At 62.4% G+C, this 13,953-nt stretch carries 13 protein-coding genes; 8 read left to right on the top strand and 5 right to left on the bottom strand.

Annotated elements, in window-relative coordinates:
* The first annotated feature begins 465 nt into the window (after positions 1 to 465).
* Entirely contained in the window at positions 466 to 1,776 is a 1,311-nt protein-coding gene (locus tag WBB95_RS04180) for an MFS transporter (RefSeq protein WP_424486436.1), read from the top strand.
* Between the two features lie 106 nt (positions 1,777 to 1,882).
* Here the strand turns inward: WBB95_RS04180 and purT are convergent, their stop codons facing one another.
* From purT to WBB95_RS04155, 5 genes are all read right to left on the bottom strand, one after another.
* Positions 1,883 to 3,064, bottom strand: coding sequence for a formate-dependent phosphoribosylglycinamide formyltransferase (purT, locus tag WBB95_RS04175; protein ID WP_424486435.1), 1,182 nt, complete (start codon positions 3,062 to 3,064; stop codon positions 1,883 to 1,885).
* A gap of 69 nt (positions 3,065 to 3,133) precedes the next feature.
* Complete coding sequence (locus tag WBB95_RS04170; protein ID WP_016971941.1) at positions 3,134 to 3,601, bottom strand: VUT family protein; 468 nt, start codon at positions 3,599 to 3,601, stop codon at positions 3,134 to 3,136.
* Positions 3,602 to 3,750: 149 nt separating this feature from the next.
* Positions 3,751 to 3,966 (bottom strand): DUF1289 domain-containing protein, encoded by a 216-nt coding sequence (locus WBB95_RS04165; protein ID WP_424486434.1) that lies wholly within the window; start codon positions 3,964 to 3,966, stop codon positions 3,751 to 3,753.
* Entirely contained in the window at positions 3,963 to 4,487 is a 525-nt protein-coding gene (locus WBB95_RS04160; RefSeq protein WP_424486433.1) for a gamma carbonic anhydrase family protein, read from the bottom strand. Before WBB95_RS04160 ends, WBB95_RS04165 begins: the two co-directional genes overlap by 4 nt.
* A gap of 36 nt (positions 4,488 to 4,523) precedes the next feature.
* On the bottom strand, positions 4,524 to 5,126 hold the full coding sequence (locus WBB95_RS04155; RefSeq protein ID WP_424486432.1) for a CoA pyrophosphatase: 603 nt from the start codon (positions 5,124 to 5,126) through the stop codon (positions 4,524 to 4,526).
* Positions 5,127 to 5,272: 146 nt separating this feature from the next.
* Between WBB95_RS04155 and WBB95_RS04150 the strand changes: the two genes are divergently transcribed.
* The 7 genes from WBB95_RS04150 (at position 5,273) to nagE (ending at position 13,785) form a co-directional block, all read left to right on the top strand.
* Positions 5,273 to 5,821 carry an NUDIX hydrolase gene (locus WBB95_RS04150; RefSeq protein ID WP_424486431.1) on the top strand — a complete coding sequence of 183 codons (549 nt, stop codon included), beginning with the start codon at positions 5,273 to 5,275 and terminating at the stop codon, positions 5,819 to 5,821.
* A 38-nt stretch (positions 5,822 to 5,859) separates the two neighbouring features.
* Positions 5,860 to 6,363, top strand: a complete 504-nt coding sequence (locus WBB95_RS04145) for a L,D-transpeptidase family protein (protein ID WP_424486430.1) — start codon at positions 5,860 to 5,862, stop codon at positions 6,361 to 6,363.
* 263 nt (positions 6,364 to 6,626) lie between these two features.
* Positions 6,627 to 7,385, top strand: coding sequence for a GntR family transcriptional regulator (locus WBB95_RS04140; RefSeq protein ID WP_043046851.1), 759 nt, complete (start codon positions 6,627 to 6,629; stop codon positions 7,383 to 7,385).
* A 10-nt stretch (positions 7,386 to 7,395) separates the two neighbouring features.
* On the top strand, positions 7,396 to 8,502 hold the full coding sequence (gene nagA, locus WBB95_RS04135; RefSeq protein WP_424486429.1) for an N-acetylglucosamine-6-phosphate deacetylase: 1,107 nt from the start codon (positions 7,396 to 7,398) through the stop codon (positions 8,500 to 8,502).
* Complete coding sequence (locus WBB95_RS04130) at positions 8,495 to 9,505, top strand: SIS domain-containing protein (protein ID WP_424486437.1); 1,011 nt, start codon at positions 8,495 to 8,497, stop codon at positions 9,503 to 9,505. The genes nagA and WBB95_RS04130 overlap by 8 nt, the downstream gene beginning before the upstream one ends.
* Positions 9,506 to 9,541: 36 nt before the next feature.
* A complete protein-coding gene (gene ptsP / locus WBB95_RS04125; RefSeq protein WP_424486428.1) occupies positions 9,542 to 12,052 on the top strand; it encodes a phosphoenolpyruvate--protein phosphotransferase in 2,511 nt (836 codons plus the stop codon).
* A gap of 26 nt (positions 12,053 to 12,078) precedes the next feature.
* On the top strand, positions 12,079 to 13,785 hold the full coding sequence (gene nagE, locus WBB95_RS04120) for an N-acetylglucosamine-specific PTS transporter subunit IIBC (RefSeq protein ID WP_424486427.1): 1,707 nt from the start codon (positions 12,079 to 12,081) through the stop codon (positions 13,783 to 13,785).
* Positions 13,786 to 13,953: the final 168 nt, after the last annotated feature.

The raw sequence follows: 13,953 nt of genomic DNA, 5'->3' as shown, positions 1-13,953 counted from the left end.
GCCGGGTTAGCCGCCCCGCGCCATGGATGGCGCGTGGCGGCGGCCCACGGATTCAAGCCTGCGTGCGGGCATGCCGAGCCACAGCGAGGCACCGAGTGGAGGGGCAAGAGCGTTTTGCTTACTTTTGCGCTCCACCAAAAGCGAGTCGCTGTAAGAGCGAAACCCATAGAGGCCATCACCCAAATAACGGATATATCCCCACCCCACCCCGCGCCCCCTCAGCACCAACCAAATAGCACCCCCCAACCCCTTGTTGGATCCGCCAACCCCTTCCTATAATCGGCACGGCTTACCCGAGCCCCGCCCGACCGCGTGCTACCCGCACTCAGCGCGTCCCGGCACCGCGTTACCGTCTGACCGGTGTTTGCTCTCATCCCGAGCCGCCCCGCTTACACCCCTGATCCTTGGGTGTTCGACCAATAATAATCCGCGACCAAACGCGCAATGACCGTCAGGGATACCTCAATGAGCACCACCTATAACGAGGCCGCGCCCGCCGCCCCGCTCAACTCGACCGCACGGGTCGCGACCGCAAGCATCGTCGGCACCGCCATCGAGTTCTACGACTTCTATATCTATGCCACCGCCGCGGCCCTGGTGATCGGCCCGGTATTCTTCCCGCAGACCTCCGGCACCGCGCAGATGCTGGCGTCGTTCCTGACCTTCGGCATCGCCTTTATCGCCCGTCCACTGGGCTCAGCGCTGTTCGGCCACTTTGGCGACCGCATCGGGCGTAAATCCACGCTGGTGGCCTCGTTGCTGCTGATGGGCGTGTGCACCACGCTGATCGGTTTGTTGCCGGGTTATGACAGCATCGGGGCCTCGGCGCCGATCCTGCTGTGCGTGCTGCGTTTCGGCCAGGGCCTGGGCCTTGGCGGGGAATGGGGTGGCGCGGCCTTGCTGGCGACTGAAAACGCCCCTAAAGGCAAGCGCGCCTGGTTCGGCATGTTCCCGCAATTGGGCCCCTCGATTGGCTTTCTGGCGGCCAACGGCCTGTTTCTGATCCTGGCCATGAGCCTCAACGACGAGCAGTTCCGCAGCTGGGGCTGGCGCATCCCGTTCATCCTCAGCGCCGCGCTGGTGATGGTCGGCCTGTATGCACGGTTGAAGCTGCATGAAACCCCGGTATTCGCCAACGCCGTGGCCAAGGAAGCGCCGGTCAAAGTGCCGTTGGTGGAGCTGTTCAGCCAGCACTGGCTGCCAGTACTGCTGGGCGCCGCGTCGATGGTGGTGTGCTATGCGCTGTTCTATATCACCACCGCGTTCTCGCTGAGCTACGGCGTATCAACGCTGGGCTACAGCCGCGAGACCTTCCTTGGTTTGCTGTGCTTTGCCGTGCTGTTCATGGGCTTGGCCACGCCATTGGCGGCCTTGGCCAGCGACCGTTACGGGCGCAAACCGGTGCTGATCGTCGGCGCGGTCCTGGCCATCCTGTCGGGCTTCACCATGGAGCCGTTACTGACCCACGGAACCACCTGGGCCGTCGCGTTGTTTCTGGCTCTGGAACTGTTCCTGATGGGCATTACTTTTGCGCCGATGGGCGCAATGCTGCCGGAACTGTTCCCGACCCGCGTGCGTTATACCGGCGCTTCGGCGGCCTATAACCTGGGTGGGATTGTCGGCGCTTCGGCCGCACCGTTCTTCGCGACCAAACTGGTGGCAATGGGCGGGCTGAGTTATGTCGGCGGGTATGTGTCGGCGGCAGCGTTGCTCAGCTTGATTGCTGTGCTGTGCCTGAAAGAGACGCGGGATAACGATTTGAACAAGGTCGCCTGATAGACCGCTTTCGCGAGCGAGCCCGCGCCCACATGTTGATCGGTGCCAGACCTGGCAATGCGGTCGAATGTGGGAGCGGGCTTGCTCGCGAAGGGCGCGACGCGGTTTAGAGCTCTACAACAACAGCCTTCGAAGCACGGGTTGCCTTGGCCCGAGCCGCTTCAATCGACTCATCCCGCGCCAACGCCACGCCCATCCGGCGCTGACCATTCACTTCCGGTTTGCCAAACAGACGCAACGCCGTGTCCGGCTCGCTCAAGGCAGCGCCGAGGTTGGCGAACGCGGTCTGGGTCGACTGCCCTTCCACCAGAATCACCGCCGAGGCCGAAGGCCCGAACTGACGGATCAACGGAATCGGCAGGCCCAGAATAGCGCGCGCGTGCAACGCAAACTGCGACAGGTCCTGGGAAATCAATGTCACCAACCCCGTGTCATGCGGGCGTGGCGACACTTCGCTGAACCACACCTGATCACCCTTGATGAACAGCTCGACGCCAAACAGGCCACGGCCGCCCAGGGCTTCGGTCACCGCCTTGGCAACACGCTCAGACTCCGCCAAGGCAATCGGGCTCATGGCTTGCGGCTGCCAGGATTCCTGGTAGTCACCTTTCTCCTGACGGTGGCCGACCGGCGCACAGAAGGTGGTGCCGCCGATGTGGCGCACAGTCAGCAAGGTGATTTCGTAGTCGAAGTCGATAAAGCCTTCGATGATCACGCGGCCTTTACCGGCACGCCCGCCTTCCTGAGCGTAATCCCAGGCTTTCTGCACGTCATCCGTGCCGCGCAACAGGCTCTGGCCCTTGCCCGACGAACTCATCACTGGCTTGACCACACACGGGAAGCCCAGGTCAGTGACGGCCTTGCTGTAGTCCTCGAAGGTGTCGGCGAAGTGATACGGCGAGGTCGGCAGGTCCAGCTCTTCGGCGGCCAGGCGACGGATGCCTTCGCGGTTCATGGTCAGCGAGGTGGCACGCGCGGTCGGGATCACGGTGAAGCCTTCGGCTTCCAGTTCAACCAGAGTGGCGGTGGCGATGGCTTCGATTTCCGGCACGATGAAATGCGGCTTCTCGGCTTCGATCACGGCACGCAGGGCGGCGCCGTCGAGCATGTTGATCACGTGGCTACGGTGCGCCACCTGCATGGCCGGCGCGTTGGCGTAGCGATCCACGGCAATCACTTCAACGCCCAGGCGTTGTAGTTCGATCACCACTTCCTTGCCCAGCTCACCGCAGCCACACAGCAAAACGCGGGTCGCGGTTGGCGACAATGGAGTTCCGATTCGGGTCATCTCAGGTCCTCAGGGGAGCGGATCATGGGGAGAAAGGCCGGCATTTTACATGAACTGTAAAAATTGGCCTCAGTTGGCGACGGCTCGTTTGCGCAAGCGCCAAGCCATGATCAGCCACACCACCGTAACCCCGGCGAATTTCGACACCAGGGCGGTGCCTGCCACCGCCGGCGTCAGCGCGCCGATCAGGCCGAAGAAGATAAAGGTATCGAGGGGAATGCTCAGCGCCGAACTTATCCACAGGCGATCATGCAGCGGGCGCTTGGTGATGCTGAACACCAGCCAGTCGATGCATTCGGACACCGCAAACGCCGTGGCGCTGGCCAGGGCGATGGCCGGGTCGGACGTCACGTACGACAGCACCAGCGCCGCCAGCATGGCGATAATCGCACCGTGGCCGAAGCGGGTTTGCACCATGTCGCGCAGGATAAACACCAGGCCACCCCAGGCGGACCAGATGACATCCAGGTGCGGGGCGGTGGAAAAGGCGAAGTTGATCAGCACGACGCTGCTGATGTAGGCGATCAGGAAGAGCATGGGGATGGACCTGTGAACAAGGGCCACAGGGTACTTCACAATTGGAAATATGTCGTCTGGGAGGGCCTCATCGCAGGCAAGTCAGCTCCCAAATTTGAACGTATTCACAAATCAAGGGTGGGAGCGGGCTTGCTCGCGAAAGCGGTCTATCAGCCGCCGGATTTCCCCGAAACCATGAACACCAACCCACTCGCCACCGCCCGCTCATGGCACAACCCCAGCACCACCCGGCGCTCGGTATTGTCCATGCGGCTCCACCGCGTGATCTCAGCCACCGTGCGCTGGCAGCCCGTACACACATCAGCGTCATCCAGCGCGCAAATGCTCACGCAGGGCGAGGCGACGGGGCGTTCAATCGGGTTCATTCTTCCTGCTCAACCAGGTCACGCGCATAACGCTGTGAGTTATGCACATAGTGCGCGGCGCTGGCTTCGAGCATGCGTTTTTGCGCCTCGGTCAACTCGCGCACCACCTTGCCCGGCGAGCCCATTACCAGCGAACCATCGGGGATTTCCTTGCCTTCGCCAATCAGCGCGTTGGCGCCGATGATGCAATGCTTGCCGATCCTGGCGCCGTTGAGGATCACCGCGTTGATGCCGATCAGGCTGTAATCGTCGACGGTGCAGCCGTGCAGCATGGCGTTGTGGCCGATGGTCACGCCCGTGCCCAAGGTCAACGGGTAGCCCATGTCGGTGTGCATCACGCTGCCGTCCTGCACGTTGCTGTTCTTGCCGATCAGGATCAGTTCGTTGTCGCCGCGCAACACCGCGTTGAACCAGACATTGGCGCCCTCCTCCAGCTTGACTTTGCCCACCAGCGTGGCATTCGGCGCCACCCAACTGTTGGGGTGCGTCTCGACGCGGGCGTCGCCCAGGCGATATTTCATGGTTTTTCCTCACGGCGTTGCCATTCAAACGATGGCTTAGATATTGATGAAGCTCTTGGGCGGCTGGTGCAGGCTGATCTTGGCGTCGTCATAGAGCAGGTTGATCAACTCGACGATCATGATCGCTGTCAGCCCCCAGATTTTATAGTCGCCGAACCGATAGCTGGGCACGTACCAACTGCGTCCCTGGTAATCGATTCTGTGGGTATGTTCGCGCGGGTCCTGTCGGAAAAACTCCAGGGGCACGCTGAAAACGGCGGCAATCTCGGCATCGTTGGCCAGGTACTCGACGTAATCGGGGATAACGCCGACATAAGGCGTGACCCGAATGCCGTGCAGGGAGATCAGCGGGCTCAACGGGCCGATGACTTCCACGAGGCCGGGCGGCAGGCCGATTTCTTCTTCGGCTTCGCGCAGCGCGGTGAAAATCAGGTCCGGGTCTTCGGGGTCGCGGCGCCCGCCCGGAAACGCCACTTCGCCGCCGTGGGTCGACAGGCCACTGGCGCGCAGGGTCAGGATCAGCTCGGGTTCGTCACTGCGAGTAATCGGCACCAGCACCGCAGCCTCGGGGAAACGCCCGTCGGTTTCCAGCGTGTGGGGGGTGTGGTTGCTTACCCGGCGAAGTAGCTCGTCCAGCATGAGTCATCTCGGTCTGTTGGCTACCTTGCATCATGCACCAAAGCTGGCGGGCGCCCAACCCCAAAACCCGGCGCATGTCGCTAAACGACAACTTGCAGGGCCCTGCCCGCCACGCCAAGATAGGCCCACTCTCCAGGAACCCCAGCATGAACTTCTGCAGCCAGTGCGGTAAACCGGTTACCCAACGCATACCCGAAGGCGACGCACGCCTGCGCTACGTGTGCGATCACTGCTCGACCATTCACTATCAGAACCCCAATATCGTCGCCGGCACGGTGCCGGTGTGGGGCGATAAAGTGCTGCTGTGCCGCCGCGCCATCGAGCCGCGCCTGGGTTACTGGACCCTGCCCGCCGGGTTCATGGAGAACGGCGAGACCGTGGAACAGGCCGCCATGCGCGAAACCATGGAGGAAGCCTGCGCACGCGTGCGCAACCTGCGCATCTACACCCTGATCGACGTGCCGCACATCAGCCAGGTGCATATTTTCTACCGCGCCGAACTGGTCGACCTGGACTTTGCCGCGGGCCCTGAAAGCCTCGAAGTGAAGCTGTTCGATGAAGCCGACATCCCTTGGTCCGAGCTGGCTTTCCGCACCGTCGGACGTACCTTAGAATACTTTTTTGCCGACCGTCGTCAGCAAGTGTTTCCAGTACGCAGCGAATCGGTGCCGCCGATGACGCAGCCGGCCAAATAACACTTCAGGCAGCCTCCTTTACTAGGGAAACCGTTTTAATGCGTCTGTTGCTCGCTTTGATCTGCCTGTCGTTCGCTACCTTTTCTTCAGCCTCTACGGTCGAAATTATCGGCGGCAAACCTGTCGAAAAAATCCTCGTACTCAAGTCCGCCCACCAATTGCAGCTGATCAACGACGGCAAGCCGCTCAAGACCTATCGCATCTCGCTCGGCAAAAACCCCAAGGGCACCAAGCTGATCGAGGGTGACCGCCGTACGCCGGAAGGCTTTTACTGGATCGACTGGCGCAAGACCAGCGACCGCTTCAACCTGGCCATGCACATCTCCTACCCGAATATCAGCGACTCCGCCCGCGCGCGCCGCGAAGGCGTGAGGCCGGGCAGTATGATCATGATCCACGGCACCCCCGACACCGAAGAATACCCGGAGCAGTGGTTCCACACCCTGGACTGGACCGACGGCTGTATCGGCATGCGCAACGTCGACATGCGCGAAGTCTGGAACCTGGTCAAAGACGGCACCATGATCGAGATTCGGCCGTAATCGCATACCGTTGGTAAAATAATCTGAAAATAATTCCTGCCCCTGGCAGCGCCTGCCGGTGAATACCAGTTCACTGCGCCGGGCTGCGCCGTTCTGCGCGCGATAAAGACCTCTCTAATACCACTTGATACCACGCACCCTTAAAGCGCCGATAAACAGGGGTCCGCACCGTTTTGGCAGCATTGACATGGTATTTAAGTGGTATTAATTTCCGGCCATTACCGGGCGACAACACTCCAATAACCGCATCGGAAACTTCACAGATGAATCCCATCCTGACGCTGCGCCCCGACGACAAACAATCGACGCCGCTGTACCTGCAACTGGCCCGCAACCTGGAAGCGGCCATTCATGCTGGCCAGTGGAAATCCGAACAGGCTTTGCCGTCGGAACGCGCCCTCAGTGAGCAACTGAGCATTTCGCGGGTGACGGCCCGTAAAGCCCTGGAAGTGCTGTTTGCCCAAGGCTTGATCCGCCGAAGCCAAGGCTCGGGCACGTTTATCACTCCGCGCCTGGAACAACCGCTGTCACGCCTGTCAGGCTTCAGTGAAATGTTGCGCCTCAAGGGGTTTGTACCGACCTCTCAGTGGCTGGAGCGCGACATCACCCCGCCGACCCACGAAGAGTTGATCCGCCTGTGCCTGTCGCCCACCGATAAAGTGGCGCGCCTCAAGCGTTTGCGCAAAGCCGACGACACGGTGATGGCGATTGAAATGACCGCCATGCCCGCCTCGGTGCTGCCGCACCCGCAAGCCATCGGCAATTCGCTGTACGAATACCTGGAAGGCATCGGTAAGCCCATCGTGCGCGCCCTGCAGCATATTCAGGCGATCAACGCCTCGGATGAGTTCGCCAAACTGGTGGGCATCGCCCCCGGGACCGCCATGCTGCTGATGACCCGGGTCGGCTACACCGCCGACAACACACCGATCGAAATCACCGACACCTACTGCCGCAACGACTACTACGACTTCGTCGCAGAGCTGCGCCGCCATGACTACTCCGCTGAACTGCGACTTTAGAGAACTGCCCATGTCCGAAGACAACATCCTCACGCCCAGTGGCTGGATTCGCGGCCGCCTGGTGCACGAACACGGCAAAGTGACCGCCATCGAAGGCACGCCGTGCGACCCGACCGACAATGATTTGCCCTACCTGCTGCCGGGCTTCATCGACCTGCACGTGCACGGCGGTGGTGGCAAAGACATCATGGAAGGCGCCAACGCGTTCGAGACCATCACCCGCACCCACGTGCGTTTTGGCACCACCTCGCTGCTGGCCACCACCATGACTGCGCCAGTGGACGAGATTTCCAGCGTGCTCGGCCAGCTCGGCGCTTTCTGTGAGCAGCGCCCTACAGGCAGCGCCCGCGTTCTCGGTGTGCATTTGGAAGGGCCCTACATCAATCCCGGAAAACTCGGCGCCCAGCCCAACTTCGCTCACACCGCGCTGATGGCCGAAGTGGAAGCCTACCTGCGCCTGGCGCCGATCCGCGTGATTACCATCGCGCCGGAAATCGCCGGCCATGACGCGCTGATTCGCGCCCTCAGCGAGCGCGGCGTGCGCATGCAGATCGGCCACACCCTGGGCAGCTACGAAGAAGGCGTCGCCGCCCTCGCCGCCGGCGCCACCAGCTTCACGCATTTGTACAACGCCATGAGCCCGCTGCATCACCGCGAGCCGGGCATTGTCGGCGCCGCGTTAGCCCACGCCAAATACGCTGAATTGATCCCGGATTTACTCCACGTACACCCCGGCGCCATGCGCGTGGCGCTGCGCGCGATCCCTTGCCTGTATTGCGTCACCGATTCGACCGCCGCCGCCGGCATGCCCGACGGCGAATACAAGCTGGGCAGCCACACCGTGACCAAATGCCTGGGCGGCGTGCGCCTGGCCGACGGCACTCTGGCCGGCAGCACCCTGACCATGGACCAGGCGCTGCGCAACCTGGTGAAAATCGGCCTGCCGATCAGCGAAGCCTCACAACGCTTGTCGCAATTTCCTGCGGACTACCTGGGCCTCGAAGAACGCGGACGCCTGCAACGCGGCAGCTTTGCCGACTGCGTACGCCTTGACCGTTCCCTGCACCTCACCGACGTAATGGTCGAAGGAGAAACCATTGACTTCAAAAATGCTTGAAGAGGCGCTGGCCTCCTCTGACGCCGTCGCGGCGCAACTGCAACGCCTGGCCCCGATGCTGGAGGAAGTTGCAGGCCGCCTGCGCCGCCAGCCGCCGCAAGTGGCCATGACCATTGCCCGTGGCAGTTCGGACCACGCCGCCAGTTACTTCGCCTACCTGGCCATGCAGCACGTGGGCATCCCGGTGGCGTCGTTGCCGATGTCAGTGGTGACCTTGTTGCAGGCACCGCTGAAGGTCAGCGGCCAGGTGGTGTTTGGTTTCTCTCAGTCAGGGCAAAGCCCGGACCTGGTCAACAGCCTGCGCCTGTTGCGTAAACGCGGCGCCCTGAGCATTTCGCTGGTGAATGCCGAAGACTCGCCACTGGAAGCCGCGTGTGAATTCCACGTGCCGCTGTGCGCCGGGCCGGAACAGAGCGTCGCCGCGACCAAAAGCTTTATCGCCACCCTCAGCGCCAGCGCGCAGTTGATCGGCCACTGGAACCAGGACCTGCTGTTGCTGCAAGCCTGCCAAGCCTTGCCCGACGGTTTGCGTGAAGCCGCCACACAAGACTGGACCGCCGCCATCGACGCCCTGCGCGACAGCCAGCGCCTGATTGTGATTGGCCGTGGCGCCGGGTTTGCCATCGCCCAGGAAGCCGCGCTCAAGCTCAAGGAAACCTCGGCGATCCAGGCCGAAGCCTTCAGCAGCGCCGAAGTGCGCCACGGGCCGATGGCCTTGATCGACGAAGACTACCCGTTGCTGGTGTTTGCCCCACGCGGCGCCGAGCAAGCCGGCTTGTTGAGCCTGGCTGCCGACATGCGCCAGCGCGGGGCCCGCGTGTTGCTGGCCGCGCCAGACGACATCGCCGAACGCGACCTGACCCTGAGCCGCGCCGAGCACCCCAGCCTGGACCCGGCCCTCGCGATCCAGAGCTTTTACGTCATGGCCGCAGGCCTCGCTGAAGCGCGGGGCATGGACCCGGACCAGCCGCGCCACCTGAGCAAAGTTACCCGCACTCACTGAGTCGTTTGCCGTGTTTTCCTGATGAGTACCGTGCCCATGTCCTACAACAATAATGAACTGACCCTCAGCGCCCCGTTAAGCGGGCCGGTGCTGACCCTGGGCAACGTTCCCGACGAAGTGTTCGCCAGCGGCGCCATGGGCGAGGGCATTGCTATCGACCCGCTCAACGACTGCCTGCACGCGCCGTGTGACGGGGTCATTATTCATGTCGCCCGCACCGGGCATGCACTGACGATTCGCGCCGAAAACGGCGCCGAGGTGTTGATGCACGTGGGCATCGACACGGTAGAGCTGAATGGCGAAGGGTTCGCCTTGCTGGTCAAGGAAGGCGCCCGGGTGAGCAAGGGCCAGGCGCTGGTGCAGTTTGACCTGGACCGGATTGCGCGCCAGTGCAAAAGCCTGATCAGCCTGATCATCCTGACCAATGGCGAATACTTTGAACTGCGGCCGGTGGCGGGAAACACCGTCAAGCTCGGCGAACCGTTGTTGCAGATTGTGGCGCGTTCGGTGGCCGGCGTTCAGGCGGCTGTGGATAACTCGGATACTGAAGTCCGCGCCAGCGTGCAAATCACTCACCGTGGCGGCCTGCATGCCCGCCCCGCCGCGTTGATCCGCAAGACGGCCCAAGGCTTCAGCAGCCAGGCGCATCTGCATTTCGGCGGTAAGTCGGCGTCGTGTGACAGCCTGATCGGCCTGATGGGGCTTGGGATCGGCGAAGGCGATGAGGTGCGGGTCACCTGTCGCGGCAAGGATGCCGGCGCAGCATTGCAGGCCGTCATCGCCGCCTTGTCGGCAGCCATTAAAGAACAACATCACGCGCCTGTCGCGGTGACGCCGCGCCGCGCGAATACCGAAGCCGGTGTGCTGCAAGGTGTGTGCGCCGCGCCCGGCCTGGTGTGCGGGCCGCTGTTCCGCCTGACCGGCATCGAGCTGCCGGAAGACAGCCGTAACCACATCGCCGATGAACAACTGCAACACCTGGACGTGGCCCTGGAGCACGTGCGCAGCGAAATCCGCAACACCCTGGATCAGGCCCGCCAGCGCAAGAATGTCGAGGAAGAGGACATCTTCGCGGCCCACCTCGCCCTGCTGGAAGACCCGGCCTTGCTGGACGCCGCCACCGCGTCCATCGAACAGGGCAGCGCCGCCACTCACGCCTGGCGTGATTCGATCCAGGCGCAATGCGCCGTGCTCTTGGCGCTGGGCAACCCGCTGTTTGCCGAGCGCTCCAATGACCTGCGCGATTTGCAACAACGCGTGTTACGCGCATTGTTGGGTGAAGCCTGGCATTTCGAGTTGCCTGCCGGATCGATTGTCAGCGCTCACGAACTGACGCCTTCAGACCTGCTGCAACTGAGCGAACAACAGGCCGTCGGCATCTGCATGGCCGAAGGCGGCGCAACCTCCCACGTTGCCATTTTGGCCCGTGGCAAAGGCCTGCCTTGCGTCGTCGCGCTGGGTGCCGAGGTGCTCGATGTGCCCCAAGGCCAACGCGTGGTGCTCGACGCCGCCAACGGTCGCCTGGAACTCATGCCCAGCGAGGCACGCCACGCCGAAGTGCACCAGATTCGCGGCGCACAAAAATTGCGCCGCCAACAGCAGCAGTCACAGGCCCAACAACCGGCGCGCACCACCGATGGCATCACAATTGAAGTGGCCGCCAACGTCGCCTCCAGCAGCGAGGCCCAACTGGCCTTTGAAAACGGCGCCGACGGCGTGGGCCTGTTGCGCACCGAATTTCTGTTCGTCGACCGCCGCACCGCGCCGGATGAACAGGAACAGCGTCACGCCTACCAGGCCGTGCTGGATGCCATGGGCGACAAGTCGGTGATCATCCGCACCATCGACGTCGGCGGCGACAAGCAACTCGACTATTTGCCGCTGCCCGTCGAGGCCAACCCGGTGCTGGGCCTGCGCGGCATTCGCCTGGCCCAAGTGCGCCCGGACGTGCTCGACCAGCAACTGCGCGCGCTGCTGCAAGTGTCTCCGCTGGAGCGCTGCCGCATTTTGCTGCCGATGGTCAGCGAGGTGGATGAACTGCTGCAGATCCGCCAGCGCCTGGATGAATTGTGCGTGGAGCTTGAGCTGACGCAACGCCCGGAACTGGGCGTGATGATCGAAGTGCCCGCCGCCGCATTGATGGCCGAACAGTTGGCCAGGCACGCAGACTTTTTGTCCATCGGCACCAATGACCTGTCCCAGTACACCCTGGCCATGGACCGCGACCACGCCGGCCTCGCCGCGCGGGTCGATGCCTTGCACCCGGCGCTGCTGCGGCTGATCGCCCAGACCTGCGCCGGTGCTGCCAAACATGGGCGTTGGGTGGGCGTGTGTGGCGCCCTCGCCTCCGACCCGCTGGCCACACCCGTGCTGGTGGGCCTTGGGGTCAGTGAGCTGTCGGTGAGCCCGCCGCAGATCGGAGAAATCAAGGACCGCGTCCGTCACCTGGACGCGGCGCAATGCCGGCAACTCAGCCAAGGCCTGCTCGACCTGAGCAGCGCCAAGGCCGTTCGCCAAGCCTGTCAACACCACTGGCCGCTGAGCTGAAAACAACAAGAAAAGGGAGACTCGCCATGTACCAACATTTCATCGAAGGCCTGCAACGCCTGGGCCGTGCACTCATGCTGCCGATCGCGATCCTGCCGATCGCCGGCCTCCTGCTGCGCCTGGGCGACACCGATCTTTTGAACATCGCCGTGATGCACGACGCTGGCCAAGCGATCTTCGCCAACCTGGCGCTGATCTTTGCTATCGGCATTGCCGTGGGTTTCGCCCGCGACAATAACGGCACGGCAGGCCTGGCCGGCGCGATTGGTTACCTGGTGATGGTCTCCACGCTCAAGGTGATGGACACCAGCATCAACATGGGCATGCTCGCCGGTATCGCCAGCGGCCTGATGGCGGGCGGGCTGTATAACCGCTTCAAGGACATCAAGCTGCCAGAGTACCTCGCCTTCTTTGGCGGGCGGCGCTTTGTGCCGATTGTCACGGGCTTCTCGGCGGTAGCGCTGGGGGTGATTTTTGGTCTGATCTGGCCGCCGATCCAGCACGGCATCAACAGCTTTGGCGTGCTGCTGATGGAAAGCGGCAGTTTCGGCGCGTTCGTGTTTGGCGTGTTCAACCGCCTGCTGATCGTCACCGGCTTGCACCATATCCTCAACAACATGGCGTGGTTTGTGTTCGGCAGCTTCACCGACCCGGTCACCGGGGCGATCGTCACGGGCGACCTGACGCGCTACTTCGCCGGCGACCCGAAAGGCGGCCAGTTCATGACCGGCATGTTCCCGGTAATGCTGTTCGGCCTGCCGGCTGCATGCCTGGCGATGTACCGCAATGCGTTGCCTGAGCGCCGTAAAGTGATGGGCGGGATTTTCCTGTCGATGGCGCTGACTTCGTTTTTGACCGGCGTGACCGAGCCGATTGAATTCGCGTTCATGTTCCTCGCGCCGTTCCTGTACTTGATCCATGCGGTGCTGACGGGCCTGTCGATGGCAGTCACCAACATGCTGAATATCCACCTGGGCTTTACCTTCTCCGGTGGTTTTATCGACATGGTGCTCGGCTGGGGCAAGTCCACCAATGGCTGGCTGGTATTCCCGGTAGGCCTGGCTTACGCGGTGATTTACTACAGCGTGTTCAACTACTGCATCCGTCGTTTCAACCTGAAGACACCGGGACGTGAAGACATCCAGGTGGTGCAGGCTGAAGCCATGAGCGATAACCAGCGGGCCAGCGCCTACATTCGTGCGCTGGGTGGCGCGGCGAACTTGCTGAGCGTGGGTGCGTGTACGACTCGTCTGCGCTTGGACATGGTCGATCGCAATAAAGCGGTGGATGCAGAATTGAAAGCCCTCGGCGCCATGGCCGTGGTTCGGCCCGGCAATGGCGGGAGTTTGCAGGTGGTGGTCGGGCCGATGGCCGACAGCATTGCCGATGAGATTCGCTTGGCCATGCCATCGTTTGTGGCGGCAGCACCTGTGAGCGTTGCGCCTGTGGATAAGCCGATGGCGGTGAATGTGCAGGAAGCCGAGAAATGGCTGAGCGCCTTGGGCGGCCGTGCAAATGTGCGGCAGTTGGAAGCCGTGGCGATGACCCGGTTGCGGGTGGAGTTGGGGGATGATTCGGTGTTGTCTGAAGCGGATCTGACCGCGCTGGGTTGCCAAGGTGTGAGCCAGTTGGACAGTGGCGTTTGGCACCTTTTGATTGGTAACAAAGCCAGCGGATTGGGTGAGGCGCTGGAGCGGTTGGTCAGTGGCCGTGAAGTAGGCGCCAGGGTGTAAATCATCATTGCTTGGACTGACCTCATCGCAGGCAAGCCAGCTCCCACATTTTGATCGGTGAATACATTCAAATGTGGGAGCTGGCTTGCCTGCGATTGGCATAAGTATCTACACATCGTTGTAGTGAGCGGGCTTGCCCCGCGCTGGGCTGCGAAGCGGCCCCAAACC

The sequence above is a fragment of the Pseudomonas sp. genome (assembly GCF_049645325.1).
Lineage (GTDB): Bacteria > Pseudomonadota > Gammaproteobacteria > Pseudomonadales > Pseudomonadaceae > Aquipseudomonas.
The sequence above is the reverse complement of the archived record's forward strand: the minus strand, read 5'-3'. Positions and strand labels throughout refer to the sequence as shown.